This is a genomic window from Escherichia sp. B1147, from assembly GCF_001660175.1.
Taxonomy (GTDB): domain Bacteria; phylum Pseudomonadota; class Gammaproteobacteria; order Enterobacterales; family Enterobacteriaceae; genus Escherichia; species Escherichia whittamii.
Genome location: NZ_LFHY01000006.1, coordinates 112445 through 131376 on the forward strand (window position 1 = coordinate 112445; position 18932 = coordinate 131376).

General features: G+C 52.0%; 16 protein-coding genes. 12 read left to right on the plus strand and 4 right to left on the minus strand.

Translation table 11 applies throughout. From position 1 onward, the window contains the following. The first annotated feature begins 168 nt into the window (after positions 1 to 168). From lon to fadM, 5 genes are all read left to right on the plus strand, one after another. Positions 169 to 2523 carry an endopeptidase La gene (gene lon / locus A9180_RS06300; protein WP_064527151.1) on the plus strand — a complete coding sequence of 785 codons (2355 nt, stop codon included), beginning with the start codon at positions 169 to 171 and terminating at the stop codon, positions 2521 to 2523. 190 nt (positions 2524 to 2713) lie between these two features. Beyond that, positions 2714 to 3004 carry a nucleoid-associated protein HU-beta gene (gene hupB, locus A9180_RS06305; protein ID WP_254892905.1) on the plus strand — a complete coding sequence of 97 codons (291 nt, stop codon included), beginning with the start codon at positions 2714 to 2716 and terminating at the stop codon, positions 3002 to 3004. A gap of 191 nt (positions 3005 to 3195) precedes the next feature. After that, positions 3196 to 5067, plus strand: coding sequence for a peptidylprolyl isomerase (gene ppiD, locus A9180_RS06310; protein ID WP_064527153.1), 1872 nt, complete (start codon positions 3196 to 3198; stop codon positions 5065 to 5067). A gap of 150 nt (positions 5068 to 5217) precedes the next feature. Next, positions 5218 to 5589: a helix-hairpin-helix domain-containing protein gene (locus A9180_RS06315; RefSeq protein ID WP_064527155.1), complete on the plus strand. Its 372-nt coding sequence runs from the start codon at positions 5218 to 5220 to the stop codon at positions 5587 to 5589. 93 nt (positions 5590 to 5682) lie between these two features. Further along, the gene (gene fadM / locus A9180_RS06320) at positions 5683 to 6081 is read left to right on the plus strand and encodes a long-chain acyl-CoA thioesterase FadM (RefSeq protein WP_001194534.1); all 399 of its coding nucleotides are present in this window, start codon (positions 5683 to 5685) and stop codon (positions 6079 to 6081) included. A 51-nt stretch (positions 6082 to 6132) separates the two neighbouring features. Here the strand turns inward: fadM and queC are convergent, their stop codons facing one another. Both queC and A9180_RS06330 read right to left on the minus strand, forming a co-directional pair. Next, on the minus strand, positions 6133 to 6828 hold the full coding sequence (gene queC / locus A9180_RS06325) for a 7-cyano-7-deazaguanine synthase QueC (protein WP_064527156.1): 696 nt from the start codon (positions 6826 to 6828) through the stop codon (positions 6133 to 6135). A gap of 63 nt (positions 6829 to 6891) precedes the next feature. Further along, complete coding sequence (locus A9180_RS06330; RefSeq protein ID WP_064527158.1) at positions 6892 to 8592, minus strand: SgrR family transcriptional regulator; 1701 nt, start codon at positions 8590 to 8592, stop codon at positions 6892 to 6894. A 99-nt stretch (positions 8593 to 8691) separates the two neighbouring features. Here A9180_RS06330 and cof point away from each other — a divergent pair, with 99 nt between their 5' ends. From cof to amtB, 6 genes are all read left to right on the plus strand, one after another. After that, positions 8692 to 9510: an HMP-PP phosphatase gene (gene cof, locus A9180_RS06335; RefSeq protein ID WP_064527160.1), complete on the plus strand. Its 819-nt coding sequence runs from the start codon at positions 8692 to 8694 to the stop codon at positions 9508 to 9510. Positions 9511 to 9662: 152 nt separating this feature from the next. Then, complete coding sequence (gene decR, locus A9180_RS06340; protein ID WP_000884589.1) at positions 9663 to 10121, plus strand: DNA-binding transcriptional regulator DecR; 459 nt, start codon at positions 9663 to 9665, stop codon at positions 10119 to 10121. 29 nt (positions 10122 to 10150) lie between these two features. Beyond that, positions 10151 to 11923, plus strand: coding sequence for a SmdA family multidrug ABC transporter permease/ATP-binding protein (locus tag A9180_RS06345; RefSeq protein WP_064527162.1), 1773 nt, complete (start codon positions 10151 to 10153; stop codon positions 11921 to 11923). Next, positions 11916 to 13697 carry a SmdB family multidrug efflux ABC transporter permease/ATP-binding protein gene (locus A9180_RS06350; protein WP_064527163.1) on the plus strand — a complete coding sequence of 594 codons (1782 nt, stop codon included), beginning with the start codon at positions 11916 to 11918 and terminating at the stop codon, positions 13695 to 13697. The genes A9180_RS06345 and A9180_RS06350 overlap by 8 nt, the downstream gene beginning before the upstream one ends. A 180-nt stretch (positions 13698 to 13877) precedes the next feature. After that, positions 13878 to 14216, plus strand: a complete 339-nt coding sequence (glnK, locus tag A9180_RS06355) for a P-II family nitrogen regulator (RefSeq protein WP_000780338.1) — start codon at positions 13878 to 13880, stop codon at positions 14214 to 14216. Positions 14217 to 14245: 29 nt separating this feature from the next. Then, positions 14246 to 15532, plus strand: a complete 1287-nt coding sequence (amtB, locus tag A9180_RS06360; RefSeq protein ID WP_064527166.1) for an ammonium transporter AmtB — start codon at positions 14246 to 14248, stop codon at positions 15530 to 15532. A gap of 171 nt (positions 15533 to 15703) precedes the next feature. Here amtB and tesB read toward each other — a convergent pair whose 3' ends face one another. After that, a complete protein-coding gene (gene tesB, locus A9180_RS06365) occupies positions 15704 to 16564 on the minus strand; it encodes an acyl-CoA thioesterase II (RefSeq protein WP_064527167.1) in 861 nt (286 codons plus the stop codon). Between the two features lie 218 nt (positions 16565 to 16782). On the opposite strand from tesB, the gene A9180_RS06370 reads away from it, so the two are divergent. Then, positions 16783 to 17355 carry a YbaY family lipoprotein gene (locus A9180_RS06370; RefSeq protein ID WP_064527169.1) on the plus strand — a complete coding sequence of 191 codons (573 nt, stop codon included), beginning with the start codon at positions 16783 to 16785 and terminating at the stop codon, positions 17353 to 17355. 35 nt (positions 17356 to 17390) lie between these two features. On the opposite strand, the gene A9180_RS06375 is transcribed toward A9180_RS06370, so the two are convergent. Continuing rightward, positions 17391 to 18764, minus strand: a complete 1374-nt coding sequence (locus A9180_RS06375) for an IS4-like element ISEc13 family transposase (RefSeq protein ID WP_064527171.1) — start codon at positions 18762 to 18764, stop codon at positions 17391 to 17393. Positions 18765 to 18932 lie beyond the last annotated feature (168 nt).

An 18932-nucleotide genomic window follows, 5' to 3' on the forward strand; every position in this document is an offset into this window, starting at 1 on the left:
CAGTTAACCAAAAAGGGGGGATTTTATCTCCCCTTTCATTTTTCCTCTATTCTCGACGTTGAATGTGGGGGAAACATCCCCATATACTGACGTACATGTTAATAGATGGCGTGAAGCACAGTTGTGTCATCTGATTACCTGGCGGAAATTAAACTAAGAGAGAGCTCTATGAATCCTGAGCGTTCTGAACGCATTGAAATCCCCGTATTGCCGCTGCGCGATGTGGTGGTTTATCCGCACATGGTCATCCCCTTATTTGTCGGGCGGGAAAAATCTATCCGTTGTCTGGAAGCGGCGATGGACCATGATAAAAAAATTATGCTGGTCGCGCAGAAAGAAGCTTCAACGGATGAGCCGGGTGTAAACGATCTTTTCACCGTCGGGACCGTGGCCTCTATATTGCAGATGCTGAAGCTGCCTGACGGCACTGTCAAAGTGCTGGTCGAGGGGTTACAGCGCGCGCGTATTTCTGCGCTCTCTGACAATGGCGAACACTTTTCTGCGAAGGCGGAGTATCTGGAATCGCCGACCATTGAGGAGCGGGAACAGGAAGTGCTGGTGCGTACTGCAATCAGCCAGTTCGAAGGCTACATCAAGCTGAATAAGAAAATCCCACCAGAAGTGCTGACGTCGCTTAACAGCATCGACGATCCTGCGCGTCTGGCAGACACCATTGCCGCGCATATGCCGCTGAAACTGGCTGACAAACAGTCCGTTCTTGAGATGTCCGACGTTAACGAGCGTCTGGAATATCTGATGGCGATGATGGAATCGGAAATCGATCTGCTGCAGGTTGAGAAACGTATTCGTAACCGCGTGAAAAAGCAGATGGAGAAATCCCAGCGTGAGTACTATCTGAACGAGCAAATGAAAGCCATTCAGAAAGAACTCGGCGAAATGGACGACGCGCCGGACGAAAACGAAGCCCTGAAGCGTAAAATCGATGCGGCGAAAATGCCAAAAGAGGCAAAAGAAAAAGCAGAAGCAGAATTGCAGAAGCTGAAAATGATGTCTCCAATGTCGGCTGAAGCAACCGTGGTGCGTGGTTATATCGACTGGATGGTGCAGGTGCCGTGGAATGCGCGTAGCAAGGTCAAAAAAGACCTGCGTCAGGCGCAAGAGATCCTCGATACCGACCATTATGGTCTGGAGCGCGTGAAAGATCGCATCCTTGAGTATCTTGCGGTTCAAAGCCGTGTAAACAAAATCAAGGGGCCGATCCTCTGCCTGGTAGGGCCGCCGGGGGTAGGTAAAACGTCCCTGGGTCAGTCCATCGCCAAAGCTACCGGACGTAAATATGTTCGTATGGCGCTGGGCGGCGTGCGTGACGAAGCGGAAATCCGCGGCCACCGTCGTACTTACATCGGTTCAATGCCGGGTAAATTGATCCAGAAAATGGCGAAAGTGGGCGTTAAAAACCCGCTGTTCCTGCTCGATGAAATCGACAAAATGTCTTCTGACATGCGTGGCGATCCGGCTTCCGCTCTGCTTGAAGTGTTGGATCCCGAGCAGAACGTGGCGTTCAGCGACCATTACCTGGAAGTGGATTACGACCTGAGCGACGTGATGTTTGTCGCGACATCGAACTCCATGAATATTCCGGCGCCGCTGCTGGATCGTATGGAAGTGATTCGTCTCTCCGGTTACACCGAAGATGAAAAACTGAACATCGCCAAACGTCACCTGCTGCCGAAGCAGATTGAACGTAATGCGCTGAAAAAAGGTGAGCTGACCGTCGACGATAGCGCCATTATCGGCATTATTCGTTACTACACCCGTGAGGCTGGCGTGCGTGGTCTGGAGCGTGAAATCTCCAAACTGTGCCGTAAAGCGGTTAAGCAGTTACTTCTCGATAAGTCATTAAAACATATCGAAATTAACGGCGATAACCTGCATGACTACCTTGGCGTACAGCGTTTCGACTATGGTCGTGCGGATAACGAAAACCGCGTCGGTCAGGTAACGGGTCTGGCGTGGACAGAAGTCGGCGGCGACTTGCTGACCATCGAAACTGCATGTGTACCTGGCAAAGGTAAACTCACTTATACCGGTTCGCTGGGCGAAGTGATGCAAGAGTCCATTCAGGCGGCGTTAACGGTGGTTCGTGCGCGTGCGGAAAAACTGGGGATCAATCCAGATTTTTACGAAAAACGCGACATCCACGTGCACGTACCGGAAGGTGCGACGCCGAAAGATGGTCCGAGCGCCGGTATTGCCATGTGCACTGCGCTGGTTTCTTGCCTGACCGGTAACCCGGTTCGCGCCGATGTGGCGATGACGGGCGAGATAACCTTGCGTGGTCAAGTGTTACCAATCGGCGGTTTGAAAGAAAAACTGCTGGCGGCGCATCGTGGTGGAATTAAAACTGTGTTAATTCCTTACGAAAATAAACGCGATCTGGAAGAGATTCCAGACAACGTGATTGCCGATCTGGACATCCATCCGGTGAAACGCATTGAGGAAGTTCTGACTCTCGCGTTGCAAAATGAACCGTCTGGCATGCAGGTTGTAACCGCAAAATAGTGACCTCGCGCAAAATGCACTAATAAAAAAAGGGCTGGCAGGTAAATTCGGACTTGCCAGCCTTTTTTTGTCTCGTTAAGTTAGAGGGCGGATTAGGCTTGCCCTTATTAAGGGGTGTTGTAAGGGGATGGCTGGCCTGATATAACTGCTGCGCGTTCGCACCTTGAAGGATTCAAGTGCGAGATAAATTATAAAGAGGAAGAGAAGAGTGAATAAATCTCAATTGATTGACAAGATTGCTGCAGGGGCTGATATCTCTAAAGCTGCGGCTGGCCGTGCGTTAGATGCTATTATTGCTTCCGTAACTGAATCCCTGAAAGAAGGGGATGATGTAGCACTGGTAGGTTTTGGTACTTTTGCCGTTAAAGAGCGTGCTGCCCGTACTGGTCGCAACCCGCAGACCGGTAAAGAGATCACCATCGCTGCAGCTAAAGTCCCGAGCTTCCGTGCAGGTAAAGCACTGAAAGACGCGGTAAACTAAGTGTTGTCCCCATTGGGGATGTGACGAAGTTCAAGGGCGCATCTACTGATGTGCCTTTTTTATTTGTATTCCGTGACTTTCTGCGCATTGTGGGCTGACAATTGCCCCCGTTTCTTGTCACAATAGGCCTTTGCGCGCAGCGATAAGTTGCGTGAGGTATACAGTCATCTACAGCGGAGTGTTGTTACACCATGATGGACAGCTTACGCACGGCTGCAAACAGTCTCGTGCTCAAGATTATTTTCGGTATCATTATCGTGTCGTTCATATTGACCGGCGTGAGTGGTTACCTGATTGGCGGAGGCAATAACTACGCCGCAAAAGTGAATGACCAGGAAATTAGCCGTGGGCAGTTTGAGAACGCCTTCAACAGCGAGCGTAATCGCATGCAGCAACAGCTGGGCGATCAATACTCCGAGCTGGCGGCGAACGAAGGCTATATGAAAACCCTGCGTCAACAGGTGCTGAATCGTCTGATCGACGAGGCTCTGCTGGACCAGTACGCTCGTGAGCTGAAACTGGGTATCAGCGATGAGCAGGTTAAGCAGGCGATTTTCGCGACCCCGGCTTTCCAGGTTGACGGCAAGTTCGATAACAGCCGCTACAACGATATCCTTAACCGAATGGGAATGAGTGCCGATCAGTACGCGCAGGCGCTGCGTAACCAGCTCACCACCCAACAGCTGATTGCTGGCGTTGCCGGCACCGACTTTATGTTGAAAGGTGAAACTGACGAACTGGCTGCGCTGGTCGCTCAACAACGTGTAGTGCGTGAAGCGACTATCGACGTTAATGCGCTGGCGGCTAAACAAGCTGTGACCGAACCAGAAATCGCCAGCTACTACGAGCAAAACAAAAACAATTTCATGACTCCGGAGCAGTTCCGCGTGAGCTACATCAAGCTGGATGCCGCCACGATGCAGCAACCGGTTAGCGATGCGGATATCCAGAGTTACTATGATCAGCATCAGGATCAGTTCACCCAGCCGCAGCGCACGCGCTACAGCATCATCCAGACCAAAACTGAAGATGAAGCGAAAGCCGTACTTGATGCGCTGAACAAAGGCGGTGATTTTGCTGCGTTAGCAAAAGAAAAATCTGCCGATATTATCTCTGCTCGTAACGGCGGTGATATGGGTTGGTTAGAAGACTCCACCACCCCAGACGAACTGAAAAATGCCGGTCTGAAAGAAAAAGGCCAGCTTTCTGGCGTGATCAAATCCTCGGTAGGTTTCCTGATCGTCCGTCTGGATGACATTCAGCCAGCAAAAGTGAAGTCGTTAGACGAAGTGCGTGACGATATCGCAGCGAAAGTGAAACACGAAAAAGCGCTGGATGCATACTACGCGCTGCAACAGAAAATAAGCGATGCAGCAAGCAACGACACTGAATCTCTGGCAGGTGCAGAGCAGGCTGCGGGCGTTAAAGCTACTCAGACTGGCTGGTTCAGCAAAGATAAGCTGCCGGAAGAGTTAAACTTCAAACCGGTTGCGGACGCTATCTTTAACGGCGGTCTGATTGGTGAAAACGGCGCGCCGGGCATCAACTCTGACATCATCACCGTAGACGGCGATCGTGCATTCGTTCTGCGTATCAGCGAGCATAAACCGGAAGCGGTTAAACCGCTGGCAGATGTTCAGGAACAGGTTAAAGCGATGGTTCAGCACAACAAAGCTGAACAGCAAGCGAAAGTGGATGCTGAAAAACTGCTGGTCGATTTGAAAGCGGGCAAAGGTGCAGAAGCTATGCAGGCTGCCGGTCTAAAATTTGGCGAGCAGAAAACCTTAAGCCGTTCTGGACGTGACCCGATTAGCCTGGCGGCATTTGCACTGCCTCTGCCAGCGAAAGACAAACCGAGCTACGGTATGGCGACCGATATGCAGGGCAATGTCGTTCTGCTGGCGCTGGACGAAGTGAAACAAGGTTCAATGCCGGAAGAGCAGAAAAAAGCGATGGTGCAGGGTATTACCCAAAACAACGCACAAATCGTCTTTGAAGCTCTGATGAGTAACCTGCGTAAAGAGGCGAAAATCAAAATTGGCGATGCGCTGGAACAGCAATAATCCTGAAGCCGCCTCGCAAAAAAATGCTTTGCAGCTGTAACAAGAAAAGGTCGCTTTCGCGGCCTTTTCCATTTCTGAACATTGCCATTTGTTTACTGTTTTCACAGCCGTTAAGGTGATTCCACTGTTAACAAACAAGGAGAAAACAGTATGAAACACGGAATCAAAGTACTGCTCATTACCCTGTCCCTGACCTGTGCCGGAATGTCTCATAGCGCGCTGGCGGCGTCTCCTGCAGCGAAACCTGCGGCGGTAGAAACCAAAGCGGAAGTACCTGCAGCACAAAGCAAAGCGGCACTACCGGCGAAAGCCAGCGACGAAGAAGGCACCAGAGTCAGCATCAATAATGCCAGCGCGGAAGAGTTAGCCCGCGCGATGAATGGCGTTGGCCTGAAGAAAGCGCAGGCGATTGTCAGTTATCGGGAAGAGTACGGCCCGTTTAAAACAGTGGAGGATTTAAAACAGGTGCCGGGGATGGGCAATTCGCTGGTGGAACGTAATCTGGCGGTAATAACCCTGTAATTAATTTGCATAGTGGCAATTTTTTGCCAGACTGAAGAGGTCATACCAGTTATGGCCTCTGTACTTATAACAACAACGTAAGGTTATTGCGCTATGCAAACACAAATTAAAGTTCGTGGATATCATCTCGATGTTTACCAGCACGTTAACAACGCCCGCTACCTTGAGTTTCTCGAAGAAGCCCGCTGGGATGGGCTGGAAAACAGCGATAGTTTTCAGTGGATGACCGCCCATAACATCGCTTTCGTGGTGGTGAATATCAATATTAACTATCGCCGTCCGGCAGTATTAAGCGACCTGTTAACTATCACCAGTCAGTTGCAGCAATTAAATGGAAAGAGCGGCATTTTAAGTCAGGTCATCACTCTTGAGCCGGAAGGGCAGGTAGTTGCAGATGCGCTCATTACGTTTGTTTGTATTGATCTCAAAACGCAGAAGGCTTTAGCGCTGGAAGGGGAGCTGCGCGAAAAGCTGGAGCAGATGGTTAAGTAAAAGTTTTGTTATGCCGGATGCTCATGCCGCATCCGGCAACACCCCGAATAATTATTTCAACCCGGTCTTCTGCTTCATCGCCGCCATCACCGCTGGTTTATCGGCCAGATAATGATTCAAACCGTTGGCGCGTAAATTACACGCCGCACATTGACCGCAACCGTCACCTTTAATGCCGTTATAGCAGGTCAGCGTTTCGTTACGGACTAAATCCAGCTTGCCGTAATAATCGGCCAGTGCCCAGGTTTCCGCTTTATCGATCCACATCAGCGGCGTTTCAAAACGAATATCTTTCGCCATGCCCAAACTGACGGCATGGTTTAGTGCTTTCACAAATTCATCGCGGCAATCCGGGTAACCGGAGAAGTCCGTTTCGCAGACGCCGGTAATCACTGCTTCGGCTTTCACCTGATATGCGTAAATCGCCGCGAGCGTCAGGAACAAAATATTACGCCCAGGGACAAACGTATTCGGGATGCCATCAGCTTCAGGTTCATAATCTGGCACTGGAATGCTGTCTCGCGTCAGACTGCTGACTGCCAGCTCGTTAAGCAGGGTGACATCCAGCACCTTATGCGCGCGCGCGCCCAGTTTCAGCGCCAGAGCGCGCGCGACGTCGATCTCTGCGCGATGGCGCTGACCGTAATCGAACGTCACGCAATGGACTTCATCATATTGTTGCAATGCCTGCACCAGGCAGGTTGTAGAGTCCTGGCCCCCACTGAATACAACGACAGCACGTTTCATAAATCATCCTGCTAAATCGATAAAACGTTATGGTAACCCCTGCGGTTAACCCGGACCAGCTCTTCATTGCGACGGCGCGGGTAGCCAGGCCTCGGTAAATTCAAACCAGCCGCGCGGCGTCAGTCGCACACCGTTCACGCCTGGCGGAGCGCTAATGCGATAGTGATAGTTGAACAGCGGCGTCAGCGTTGCGTCTGCCATTAACTGGCTAAATACCGTTTTCAGGGCATTAAATCGGTTTTCCTCATCAGGCATTACTTGCACGGTATCCAGCGTCGATTGCAGATGTGCGTATGTACTGGCAGTAAAAACATGTGGCCACAGCGGATCGCAGCGCAGCCACTGTTCAAGGGTATATTCCGGCGCTTCGCCAATTAACCTGTCGCCCATCATGAGGTCTGCTTGCTCCAGTGGCGTGGCACCGTCCCAGTTTTTCGCGTTATGAAAAATAATCTTTAGCTCGCAACTTTCTGCTGCCAGCATCGTTCGTAGCTGTTCAGCCATGGCATGAAGTTCCACTGGTAGGTGATAAACCAGCGTCAGCGTTTCAGGTAGTTTGACTTCCTCCGGTACTTCCCATTGTGGGATGGTCCAGCCTGGCAGCAATGCATGACTGGCGGTGATCAGGTTTTCTCCGACTTCTAACATTTGTAGTAAGCCGGATTGATGAATAATGGTGATCACTTTTCGCGCCTGCCAGAGAGTCAGTCGGGGGCTTTTGCGCAATGTTAAATAGCAAAAACCTAAACTGATGCCGCTACTGACCTGACTGACCCGTGGCAATTCCTCTGGTTTGCCGATGGTGATTTGGACAGGATGCCGACAACTGGTACCCAAATCTTTTTCAAAAAGCGGCGGAGTTATCCAGTACTCAACCGCTTTAAGCAGAGGATGACGTAAATGGTAATAATCATGGCTTTCCAGGCGCACCAGTTCCGCTGTGAATTGTGTTAAGCGAAAAGGACCAGTGCCGATTAGTGGGAATTGCGGATGTGCCAGATGACTGCAATAGCTCGCCAGTCTGTGCGCAAGCCAGTAATCGGGGCGATGTAAAAAGAAGGTCAGACACTGTGGATGGGTGACTTCAATACGCTCCACACTAATAAATAATTGAGCCAGTGCTGGTAGTTGTAACAGCATCAACAACCGCTGGTGTAAGTGTGTTGCTTTTACTGCATCGCCGTTATGCCAGTGTAGCGTTGAGCGAAGATAAAAATCCCAGCGTAACCCGTCAGCAGACGTTTCCCAGTGATGCGCTAAATCGCCAATTGGGCGCTGGGCGTTATTGTCGAAACGGGTCAGACCGGAAAAAATTTGCCCGGCGAGATGCTGTTCGGCACGACCGGCTAAAAAACCCGGTTGCAGTGGTTCGAGCGGGCGATAATAAGGAATACGCAATGTCGGGGTATCGTTTTGCCATTGCCCGCCCATAAACGGTTGTAACATGGTACGCAATTCGCCAGGCGCTAGCTGCGCGAGTTCCAGCACATCCTGTTGTTTTCCACTTTCCAGCGCCTGTTCCATCATCGTATTGCGCAGGGATTCCGGCGTCACCAGAAAGCGCAGTTGCCCGCGTTTTCCGCGTCCGGATTGCGCCTGCCACTCCAGCCATCCCGCCTCCTGCGCCTGACGTAACAATGTGCGTACATGGCGTTCGCTACAAAAGCAGCGTTCGGCCAGTTCGCTGACGGTAACGGATTGTGGTGCTCCGGCGGAAGGTTGCCATAAACGTTGATACTGGTTAAGACGATTAAGCAGTCGCATATAAACCCGGAACAATATTTTTTATCTATTCACTATTACTTCCGTATATATCAAGTGATACTCAATCACCATTAACCGTGTCACAGAGTGGAGAAAGAAATGGCTCGTCTGGCAGCATTTGATATGGATGGCACTTTATTGATGCCTGACCATCATTTAGGTGAGAAAACGCTCTCTACTCTGGCGCGCCTGCGTGAACGCGATATTACCCTTACATTTGCTACGGGGCGTCATGCCCTGGAGATGCAGCGTATTCTCGGGGCGCTATCGCTGGATGCGTATTTAATTACCGGCAACGGTACGCGTGTGCACTCTCTGGAAGGCGAACTTTTACATCGTGATGATTTACCTGCGGATGTGGCGGAGTTGGTGCTGCACCAGCAATGGGATACCCGGGCCAGCATGCATATTTTTAATGACGATGGTTGGTTTACCGGGAAAGAGAACCCGACGTTGTTGCAGGCATTTGTCTATAGCGGTTTTCGTTATCAGATAATCGATGTCAAAAAAATGCCACTCGACAGCGTCACCAAGATCTGTTTCTGTGGCGATCATGACGATCTTGCGCGCTTGCAGATCCAGTTACACGAAGCCTTAGGTGAGCGTGTACATTTGTGTTTTTCCGCGACTGATTGCCTGGAAGTGCTGCCGGTGGGGTGCAATAAAGGTGCTGCGTTGACGGTGCTGACCCAACATTTAGGTTTTTCGCTGCGTGACTGTATGGCCTTTGGTGATGCGATGAATGATCGCGAAATGTTAGGCAGCGTCGGTAAGGGCTTCATTATGGGTAATGCGATGCCGCAATTGCGCGCGGAACTCCCTCATTTACCGGTGATTGGGCACTGCCGTAATCAGGCTGTCTCTCACTATTTGACGCACTGGCTGGACAATCCACATCTACCTTATTCCCCCGAATAACGAGATCCCTTCCAGCACCGGGCAACTGCCCGGTTTTTTTTGCCTCGAATTTGTCATTTTGTGCATTCTCTGTGAAATCGCACGGAATAAATTGTCGCTATTTGGCCTTTAAAATAGAATAAAAAGAGAAAATAATTCTCTGTGGATTGGCTATGTTAGATAAAATTGACCGTAAGCTGCTGGCCTTACTACAGCAGGATTGCACCCTCTCTTTGCAGGCACTGGCAGAAGCCGTTAACCTGACAACCACGCCTTGCTGGAAGCGTCTGAAACGGCTGGAAGATGACGGTATTCTTATCGGCAAAGTCGCGTTACTGGATCCGGAAAAAATTGGCCTGGGTCTGACTGCTTTTGTGCTGATTAAAACGCAACATCACAGCAGTGAATGGTATTGCCGCTTTGTTACGGTCGTCACGGAAATGCCGGAAGTTCTCGGTTTCTGGCGCATGGCCGGTGAATACGATTATCTGATGCGGGTCCAGGTTGCTGATATGAAGCGCTACGATGAGTTTTATAAGCGTCTGGTTAACAGTGTGCCGGGGCTTTCGGACGTCACTTCCAGCTTCGCGATGGAACAGATTAAGTACACCACCTCGTTACCTATCGAATAATTATCCAGGATCAGGTCAGGACATAACGCGTGCGATTATTTGCTCAACTAAGCTGGTATTTCCGCCGGGAATGGCGCCGCTATCTCGGGGCTGTCGCCTTGCTGGTCATTATCGCGATGCTGCAACTGGTTCCGCCGAAAGTGGTCGGTATTGTTGTCGATGGCGTGACGGAACAACACTTTACTACCGGGCAGATCCTGATGTGGATCGCCACTATGGTGCTGATTGCAGTCGTGGTTTATCTCCTGCGCTACGTCTGGCGCGTGCTGCTGTTTGGTGCGTCTTATCAACTGGCTGTTGAACTGCGCGAAGATTATTACCGCCAGTTAAGCCGCCAGCATCCAGAATTTTACCTGCGTCATCGCACGGGCGATCTCATGGCTCGTGCGACAAATGACGTAGATCGGGTCGTGTTTGCCGCTGGGGAAGGGGTGCTGACGCTGGTGGATTCACTGGTGATGGGCTGCGCGGTGCTGATCATGATGTCAACGCAGATTAGCTGGCAGTTAACGTTAATAGCGCTGTTGCCGATGCCAGTAATGGCGATCATGATTAAGCGCAACGGTGATGCCTTGCATGAGCGCTTCAAGCTGGCGCAGGCGGCGTTTTCCAGTCTCAACGACCGTACCCAGGAGAGCCTTACCAGTATCCGCATGATCAAAGCCTTTGGTCTGGAAGATCGCCAGTCGGCGCTATTTGCCGCAGATGCCGAAGATACCGGCAAGAAAAACATGCGTGTGGCACGTATTGATGCCCGTTTTGACCCGACCATTTATATCGCCATCGGCATGGCGAATTTACTGGCGATCGGCGGGGGGAGCTGGATGGTGGTGCAGGGAAGTTTAACGTTGGGCCAGCTCACCAGTTTTATGATGTACCTTGGTCTGATGATTTGGCCGATGTTAGCGCTGGCGTGGATGTTTAACATCGTAGAGCGCGGCAGCGCGGCGTATAGCCGAATTCGTACCATGCTGGCTGAAGCGCCAGTCGTTATTGATGGTAAAGATAAGGTGCCAGAAGGTCGTGGTGAGCTGGATGTGAATATTCGCCAGTTTACGTATCCTCAAACTCATCATCCTGCGCTCGAGAACGTCAGTTTTGCGCTGGAACCTGGTCAGATGCTGGGAATTTGCGGGCCGACCGGTTCCGGCAAAAGTACTGTGCTGTCATTAATTCAACGTCATTTTGATGTCACCGAGGGCGATATCTGTTTTCATGATATTCCTTTGACGCAGTTGCAACTCGATAGTTGGCGAAGCCGTCTGGCGGTAGTCAGCCAGACGCCGTTCCTCTTTTCCGACACGGTTGCTAATAACATTGCACTGGGTTGCCCGAATGCCACCCAGCAAGAGATTGAACACGTAGCGCGGTTAGCCAGCGTACATGACGATATTTTGCGTCTGCCGCAAGGTTACGACACGGAAGTGGGCGAGCGCGGCGTGATGCTTTCCGGTGGACAAAAGCAGCGAATTTCCATTGCCAGGGCATTACTGGTGAATGCGGAAATCCTCATTCTTGACGATGCTTTATCGGCGGTAGATGGCCGCACAGAACACCAGATTCTACATAACCTGCGCCAGTGGGGGCAGGGGAGAACGGTGATTATCAGCGCCCATCGCCTTTCTGCCCTGACCGAAGCGAGTGAAATTATTGTGATGCAGCATGGGCATATTGCCCAGCGTGGCGATCATGACATGCTGGCGCAGCAAAGCGGCTGGTACCGGGATATGTATCGTTATCAACAACTGGAAGCGGCGCTCAACGATGCCCCGGAAAATCACGAGGAGGCTGTTGATGCGTAGTTTTAGCCAACTCTGGCCGACTCTGAAGCGCCTGTTAGCTTACGGTTCTCCGTGGCGTAAACCGCTGGGAATCGCAGTGTTGATGATGTGGGCGGCAGCGGCGGCAGAAGTGAGCTGCCCGCTGCTCGTCAGTTACTTTATCGACAATATGGTGGCGAAAAATAATCTGCCGCTGAAAATGGTTGTCGGGCTGGCGGCGGCATATGTCGGGCTGCAACTGTTTGCCGCCGGGCTGCATTACGCGCAGTCGCTGTTGTTTAACCGGGCGGCAGTAGGCGTTGTACAACAGTTGCGCACCGATGTGATGGATGCCGCACTGCGCCAGCCGTTGAGTGAGTTTGATACTCAGCCCGTTGGGCAGGTCATTTCCCGCGTTACCAATGATACTGAAGTGATCCGCGATCTCTACGTTACCGTGGTCGCGACCGTTTTGCGTAGTGCCGCACTGGTAGGGGCGATGCTGGTAGCGATGTTCAGCCTAGACTGGCGAATGGCGCTGGTAGCGATAATGATATTCCCGGTTGTGCTGGTGGTGATGGTGATATACCAGCGTTACAGTACGCCAATTGTCCGCCGTGTACGCGCCTATCTGGCGGATATCAACGACGGCTTTAACGAAGTTATTAACGGCATGAGCGTCATCCAGCAGTTCCGCCAGCAGGCGCGATTTGGCGAACGTATGGGCGAAGCCAGTCGTTCTCACTATATGGCGCGAATGCAAACGCTACGGCTGGACGGCTTTTTACTCCGACCACTGCTTAGTCTGTTTTCATCTCTCATTCTTTGTGGCTTGTTGATGCTGTTTGGCTTCTCCGCCAGCGGCACCATTGAAGTGGGCGTGCTGTATGCGTTTATCAGTTATTTGGGGCGACTTAACGAACCCTTAATCGAACTGACCACGCAGCAGGCGATGTTGCAACAGGCTGTTGTTGCTGGCGAGCGAGTGTTTGAACTGATGGACGGACCGCGCCAGCATTATGGCAATGATGATCGCTCGTTACAGAGCGGCACCATTGAAGTCGATAACGTGTCATTTGCTTATCGCGATGACAATCTGGTGCTGAAAAATATTAATCTTGCCGTTCCTTCGCGCAGCTTTGTGGCATTGGTGGGGCATACTGGTAGCGGCAAAAGTACCCTCGCAAGTTTACTGATGGGCTATTACCCACTGACAGAAGGCGAGATTCGTCTCGATGGACGCCCGTTAAGTTCGCTCAGTCATAGCGCGTTGCGTCAGGGCGTGGCGATGGTGCAGCAAGATCCGGTAGTGCTGGCAGATACTTTCCTTGCCAATGTGACGCTGGGGCGTGATATCTCCGAAGAGCGCGTCTGGCAGGCCCTGGAAACGGTACAACTGGCAGAACTCGCGCGTAGCATGAGCAACGGTATTTACACGCCGCTTGGCGAGCAGGGGAATAATCTCTCGGTCGGGCAAAAGCAACTGCTGGCGCTGGCACGCGTGCTGGTGGAAACACCACAAATACTGATCCTTGATGAAGCAACCGCCAGTATTGATTCCGGTACTGAACAGGCGATTCAACGCGCCCTTGCGGCGGTGCGTGAACAAACAACGCTTGTGGTGATTGCTCACCGCTTATCGACCATTGTTGATGCTGACACCATTCTGGTGCTTCATCGTGGTCAGGCCGTGGAACAGGGTACTCACCAGCAACTGCTGGCCGCCCAGGGGCGCTACTGGCAGATGTATCAACTGCAACTTGCTGGCGAAGAACTGGCAGCCAGCGTGCGTGAAGATGAATCATTGAGCGCCTGAATAGCGCAATATTTCATCATTGGTGCAAAAATGTAACGCACTGTGCACTGTCATAGTGCGTTTTCATTTTCAATCTTCTTAACTTCCTGCTCTTTTTCTCGTTTTTCATTTCTGGCACACCGCTTGCAATACCTTCTTCGTGTAGCAGAACCATTACCGAATTCTGACCGGAGGGGATCTATGAAGCTGGTGACCGTGATAATTAAACCATTCAAGCTGGAAGACGTTCGTGAAGCGCTATCTTCCATTGGTATTCAGGGCCTGACCGTCACCGAAGTGAAAGGTTTCGGGCGTCAGAAGGGCCATGCCGAGCTGTACCGTGGCGCGGAATACAGCGTCAATTTCCTGCCAAAAGTAAAAATTGATGTAGCGATTGCTGATGATCAACTTGATGAAGTGATCGATATCGTCAGTAAGGCGGCTTACACCGGAAAAATTGGCGATGGCAAAATCTTTGTCGCTGAATTGCAACGCGTCATTCGTATTCGTACCGGCGAAGCCGACGAAGCGGCGCTGTAATCTCTGGCACACAGCAACAGGAACGAAAAATGAAGATAGCGACGATAAAAACTGGGTTTGCTTCACTGGCGATGCTGCCGGGACTGGTAATGGCTGCACCTGCGGTGGCCGATAAAGCCGACAATGCGTTTATGATGATTTGTACTGCACTGGTGCTGTTTATGACCATTCCGGGGATTGCCCTGTTTTACGGCGGTTTGATTCGCGGTAAAAACGTGCTGTCGATGCTGACGCAGGTGACCGTAACCTTTGCGCTGGTCTGTATTCTCTGGGTTGTTTACGGCTACTCGCTGGCGTTTGGCGAAGGCAACAACTTTTTCGGCAATATTAACTGGTTGATGCTGAAAAATATCGAACTGACCGCAGTAACGGGCAGCATTTATCAGTACATCCACGTGGCGTTTCAGGGATCATTTGCCTGCATTACCGTTGGCTTGATAGTCGGAGCGCTGGCGGAACGGATCCGCTTCTCAGCTGTGCTGATCTTCGTGGTGGTGTGGCTGACGCTCTCCTACATTCCAATTGCACATATGGTGTGGGGCGGCGGCTTGCTGGCTTCTCACGGTGCGCTGGATTTCGCCGGTGGCACGGTGGTGCACATTAACGCCGCAATCGCGGGGCTGGTTGGCGCGTATCTGGTTGGCAAACGCGTGGGCTTCGGCAAAGAGGCGTTTAAACCGCACAATCTGCCGATGGTCTTTATCGGGACTGCCATTCTCTATATCGGCTGGTTTGGCTTTAACGCCGGTTCAGCAGGTACGGCGAATGAAATAGCGGCGCTGGCATTTGTGAATACCGTGGTGGCAACGGCGGCGGCAATACTTGGCTGGATCTTCGGTGAATGGGCGCTGCGCGGCAAGCCTTCTTTGCTGGGCGCGTGTTCTGGTGCGATTGCTGGGCTGGTCGGCGTGACGCCTGCCTGCGGCTACATTGGCGTTGGCGGCGCGTTGATTATCGGCGTAGTCGCCGGTCTGGCGGGCTTGTGGGGCGTTACTATGCTCAAACGTCTGTTGCGGGTCGATGATCCCTGCGATGTCTTTGGGGTACACGGCGTTTGCGGTATTGTTGGCTGTATCATGACCGGAATTTTTGCCGCCAGCTCGCTGGGTGGCGTGGGCTTCGCTGAAGGTGTGACGATGGGCCATCAGTTGCTGGTACAGCTGGAAAGCATCGCCATTACTATCGTCTGGTCTGGTGTGGTGGCGTTTATCGGCTACAAACTGGCGGATCTGACGGTTGGTCTGCGTGTGCCAGAAGAGCAGGAGCGCGAAGGGCTGGACGTCAACAGCCATGGCGAGAATGCCTATAACGCGTAACCAGTAATCAAACGCAAATTCGCCTGATACGCTGCGCTTATCTGGCCAACAATAAAAATCACATTAATGATTTGTAGGCCGGATAAGGCATTTACGCCGCATCCGGCATGAACAAAGAGCACTTTGTCAGCAATCTGGCAGCCGGACGGTTTTCACTTCCGGCTGTTTTTTTTAATTATGATTACGCATTACCCCTTCCTGAACGGTTGAGGCAACCAGCACACCGTCCTGGGTATAAAACTCACCGCGCACAAATCCTCGGGCGCTGGACGCTGATGTGCTCTCTACGCTATACAGTAGCCATTCGTTTAAATTAAATGGTCGATGGAACCACATCGAATGGTCGATGGTGGCTATCTGAATTCCTGGTTCGAGAAAACCGATGCCGTGCGGCTGTAAGGCGACCGGAAGGAAGTTAAGATCAGAAGCGTACCCCAGCAGATATTGATGAACACGCAGATCATCCGGCACGTTACCATGCGCGCGGATCCACACCTGACGATGCGGCGCGGCGACGTGACCTTTCAGTGGGTTATGAAACTCCACCGGGCGGACTTCCAGCGGACGATCGCAGATGAATTTATCTTTCAGCACTGGCGGCAGCAGGTGCGCCAGCGACTGGGCGATCTGTGTTTCCGAAGGCAAACCGTCAGGCGCCGGGGCCGGAGGCATCTCTTTTTGGTGTTCGAATCCAACTTCTGGCGCCTGGAAAGACGCTGTCATATAAAAAATGGGTTTGCCATTCTGAATTGCTGCTACACGGCGAGCGCTGAAACTGTTGCCGTCGCGCAGTGTTTCGACATCATAAATAATCGGCTTCTTGCTATCACCAGGGCGAAGAAAGTAGCTGTGGAACGAATGCACCAGACGCTCTTCGGGTACAGTCTCTTTTGCAGCATACAGGGCCTGACCCACGACCTGGCCGCCAAACACCTGGCGTAAACCTAAATCTTCACTCTGGCCGCGAAAGAGTCCTTCCTCAATTTTTTCCAGATTCAACAATGTCAGTAAATTTTTTAAGGCCTGACTCATATTAACTCTCCAGTAACAACGCTGCCGCAGCAAGCCAAAGTGAGTTGAGTATAACGCAATTTTGTCACTGGTCCGATGGGTGCAATGGTCTGAATTACGGGCTAAATGCAGGCGTAAATACGTGATTTGTGCCACACTTATTGACGTTACAATTTTGTTAACCACTCTTCCGGCGAGGAAAGTTAGCCCGCTGGTGCATTGATAATAAGGAGAAGTGAATGAAACTCGTGCACATGGCCAGTGGTTTAGCGGTTGCGATTGCGTTGGCGGCTTGCGCTGATAAAAGCGCGGATATCCAGACGCCTGCACCTGCTGCAAATACCTCTATTGCGGCGACACAACAACCTGCTATACAGCAACCTAATGTCTCCGGTACGGTCTGGATCCGTCAGAAAGTCGCACTGCCTCCCGATGCTGTGCTGACCGTGACACTTTCTGACGCGTCGTTAGCCGATGCACCGTCTAAAGTACTGGCGCAAAAAGCGGTGCGTACCGAAGGTAAACAGTCGCCATTCAGCTTTGTTCTGCCATTTAACCCGGCAGACGTTCAGCCGAACGCGCGTATTCTGTTAAGTGCGGCGATTACTGTGAACGACAAATTGGTGTTTATTACCGATACCGTCCAGCCGGTTGTCAATCAGGGGGGAACCAAAGCCGACCTGACATTAGTGCCGGTTCAACAAACCGCCGTGCCTGTCCAGGCCAGTGGTGGCGCAACAACTACCGTACCATCCACTTCACCGACCCAGGTGAATCCATCTTCGGCAGTTCCTGCCCCTACGCAATACTAAGCGTTACTAACCCTCTCCTCCCGGCTGTCTCTTGATCAGATCTCCTGATCAAGAGACTTCATCACCAGGTAACCCTCAACCATATCCTGAAGTCTGAACCAGCCATCCCACATAACTACCCAACCGGGGCGGCCTGTGCGTTTGCTGTCATGCCATCGCCCCAGTTTCGCCAGTTTCAGACAGGCCCATTTCAGTGTCGGCGTCTGTGACGGAAGCGGTTTTCCTTCCAGCTTAACCCACAGCAGTTTCCACTCTGTCGGCGTCAGTATTTTCTCACAGCTGTCATTTTGTGTTTCTTCACTGATACCTCCCTGCCGCAGGCCCAGCACCCGTACCGCGATAAACGCCTTGATAACCACCATGCGCTCAAGGTTATCCCGGGTCTGCATTCGCAGCGATTCCACACATGTACCACCACTTTTCCACGCCTTGTGGTATTCCTCTATCAGCCAGCGTCGCTCGTAATGGCTGACGATACGTCGCGCATCGGCGGCACTCGCCACTTTTTCTGACGTCAGCAGATGCCAGCAGGCACCGTCCTCTGTCTGCTCCCGGCAACAGACATACGTGAGCGGGAGCGCCTGGCCGCTGTTGTCGGGATTTTTTATGCTGACTTCGCTGTAACTGATGAACATCCGGGCCTGGCGGGCTGCCCGCCCGCCTTTTTGCATCACATTCAGCGTGTGGCTTCCCGCTGTTGCCAGGACTTCCGGCAGTTCGAAGAGCTTGCCGGGTGCTTCTTCCAGCCGGCGATTCTGTGCAGCACGCACCACGAAGCGCTGTCCGTGGCTGACTTTATAATGCAGGTAATGCCAGATATCCGCTTCCCGGTCACAGACAGTGATTACCCGTTTCTGTATCTCCCCCAGCCGTTCGGCCATACGCTCCGAAGCCTGCTGCCAGCGGTAACTTTCTTTTTCTTCATAGGGACGTTCTTTTCGCTGGTGCTTAACACCGTAGGTGTCCGTGACCCGACTCCAGCGCTGCTGTTCGATAAGACCGACTGGCAGGGCGCTGTCGGGGGCGTACATCAGGACAGAGTGAGCCAGCAGCCCGCGCGTCTTCGGGTTAGTGGTGGTATTCCCCAGGTCATCAGATGCCGTACTGTGGCTGAAGTTAATGGTGGTGGTGTCTTCCAGTGCGAGGAGCAGCGGACGAGCCTCACATGCCCTTACAGTGGCGGTAAATCCGGCTTCGGCAATGGCTTGCGGGGACACAGACGGGTTACGTATTAGGCGGTACGCACCTTCAACCTGAGCAGTGGACTGGGATGATTTCACAATAGAAAGACCTGCATGCTGAGCGAGAGAAGAGGCCAGTGACACAAGGCGTCGTGTACGACGCGGATCACCGAGACGGGCATGTCCAAACTGCTCGTTAGCCCATGAATAACAATCAGAAAGTACCATAACAGACACGAAGAAAATGAAATATAAGAGAAGATCAACGGGTGAAGAAAAAGTTCAAAAAATGGCTACCGGGGAGGAAGGAAAGTACCGGATGGAAAGAGTCCCCCCTAAAGCAGACTGACAGACATCACAAATCCCCGGGTGGGGACTTGTGTATAAGAGACAGCC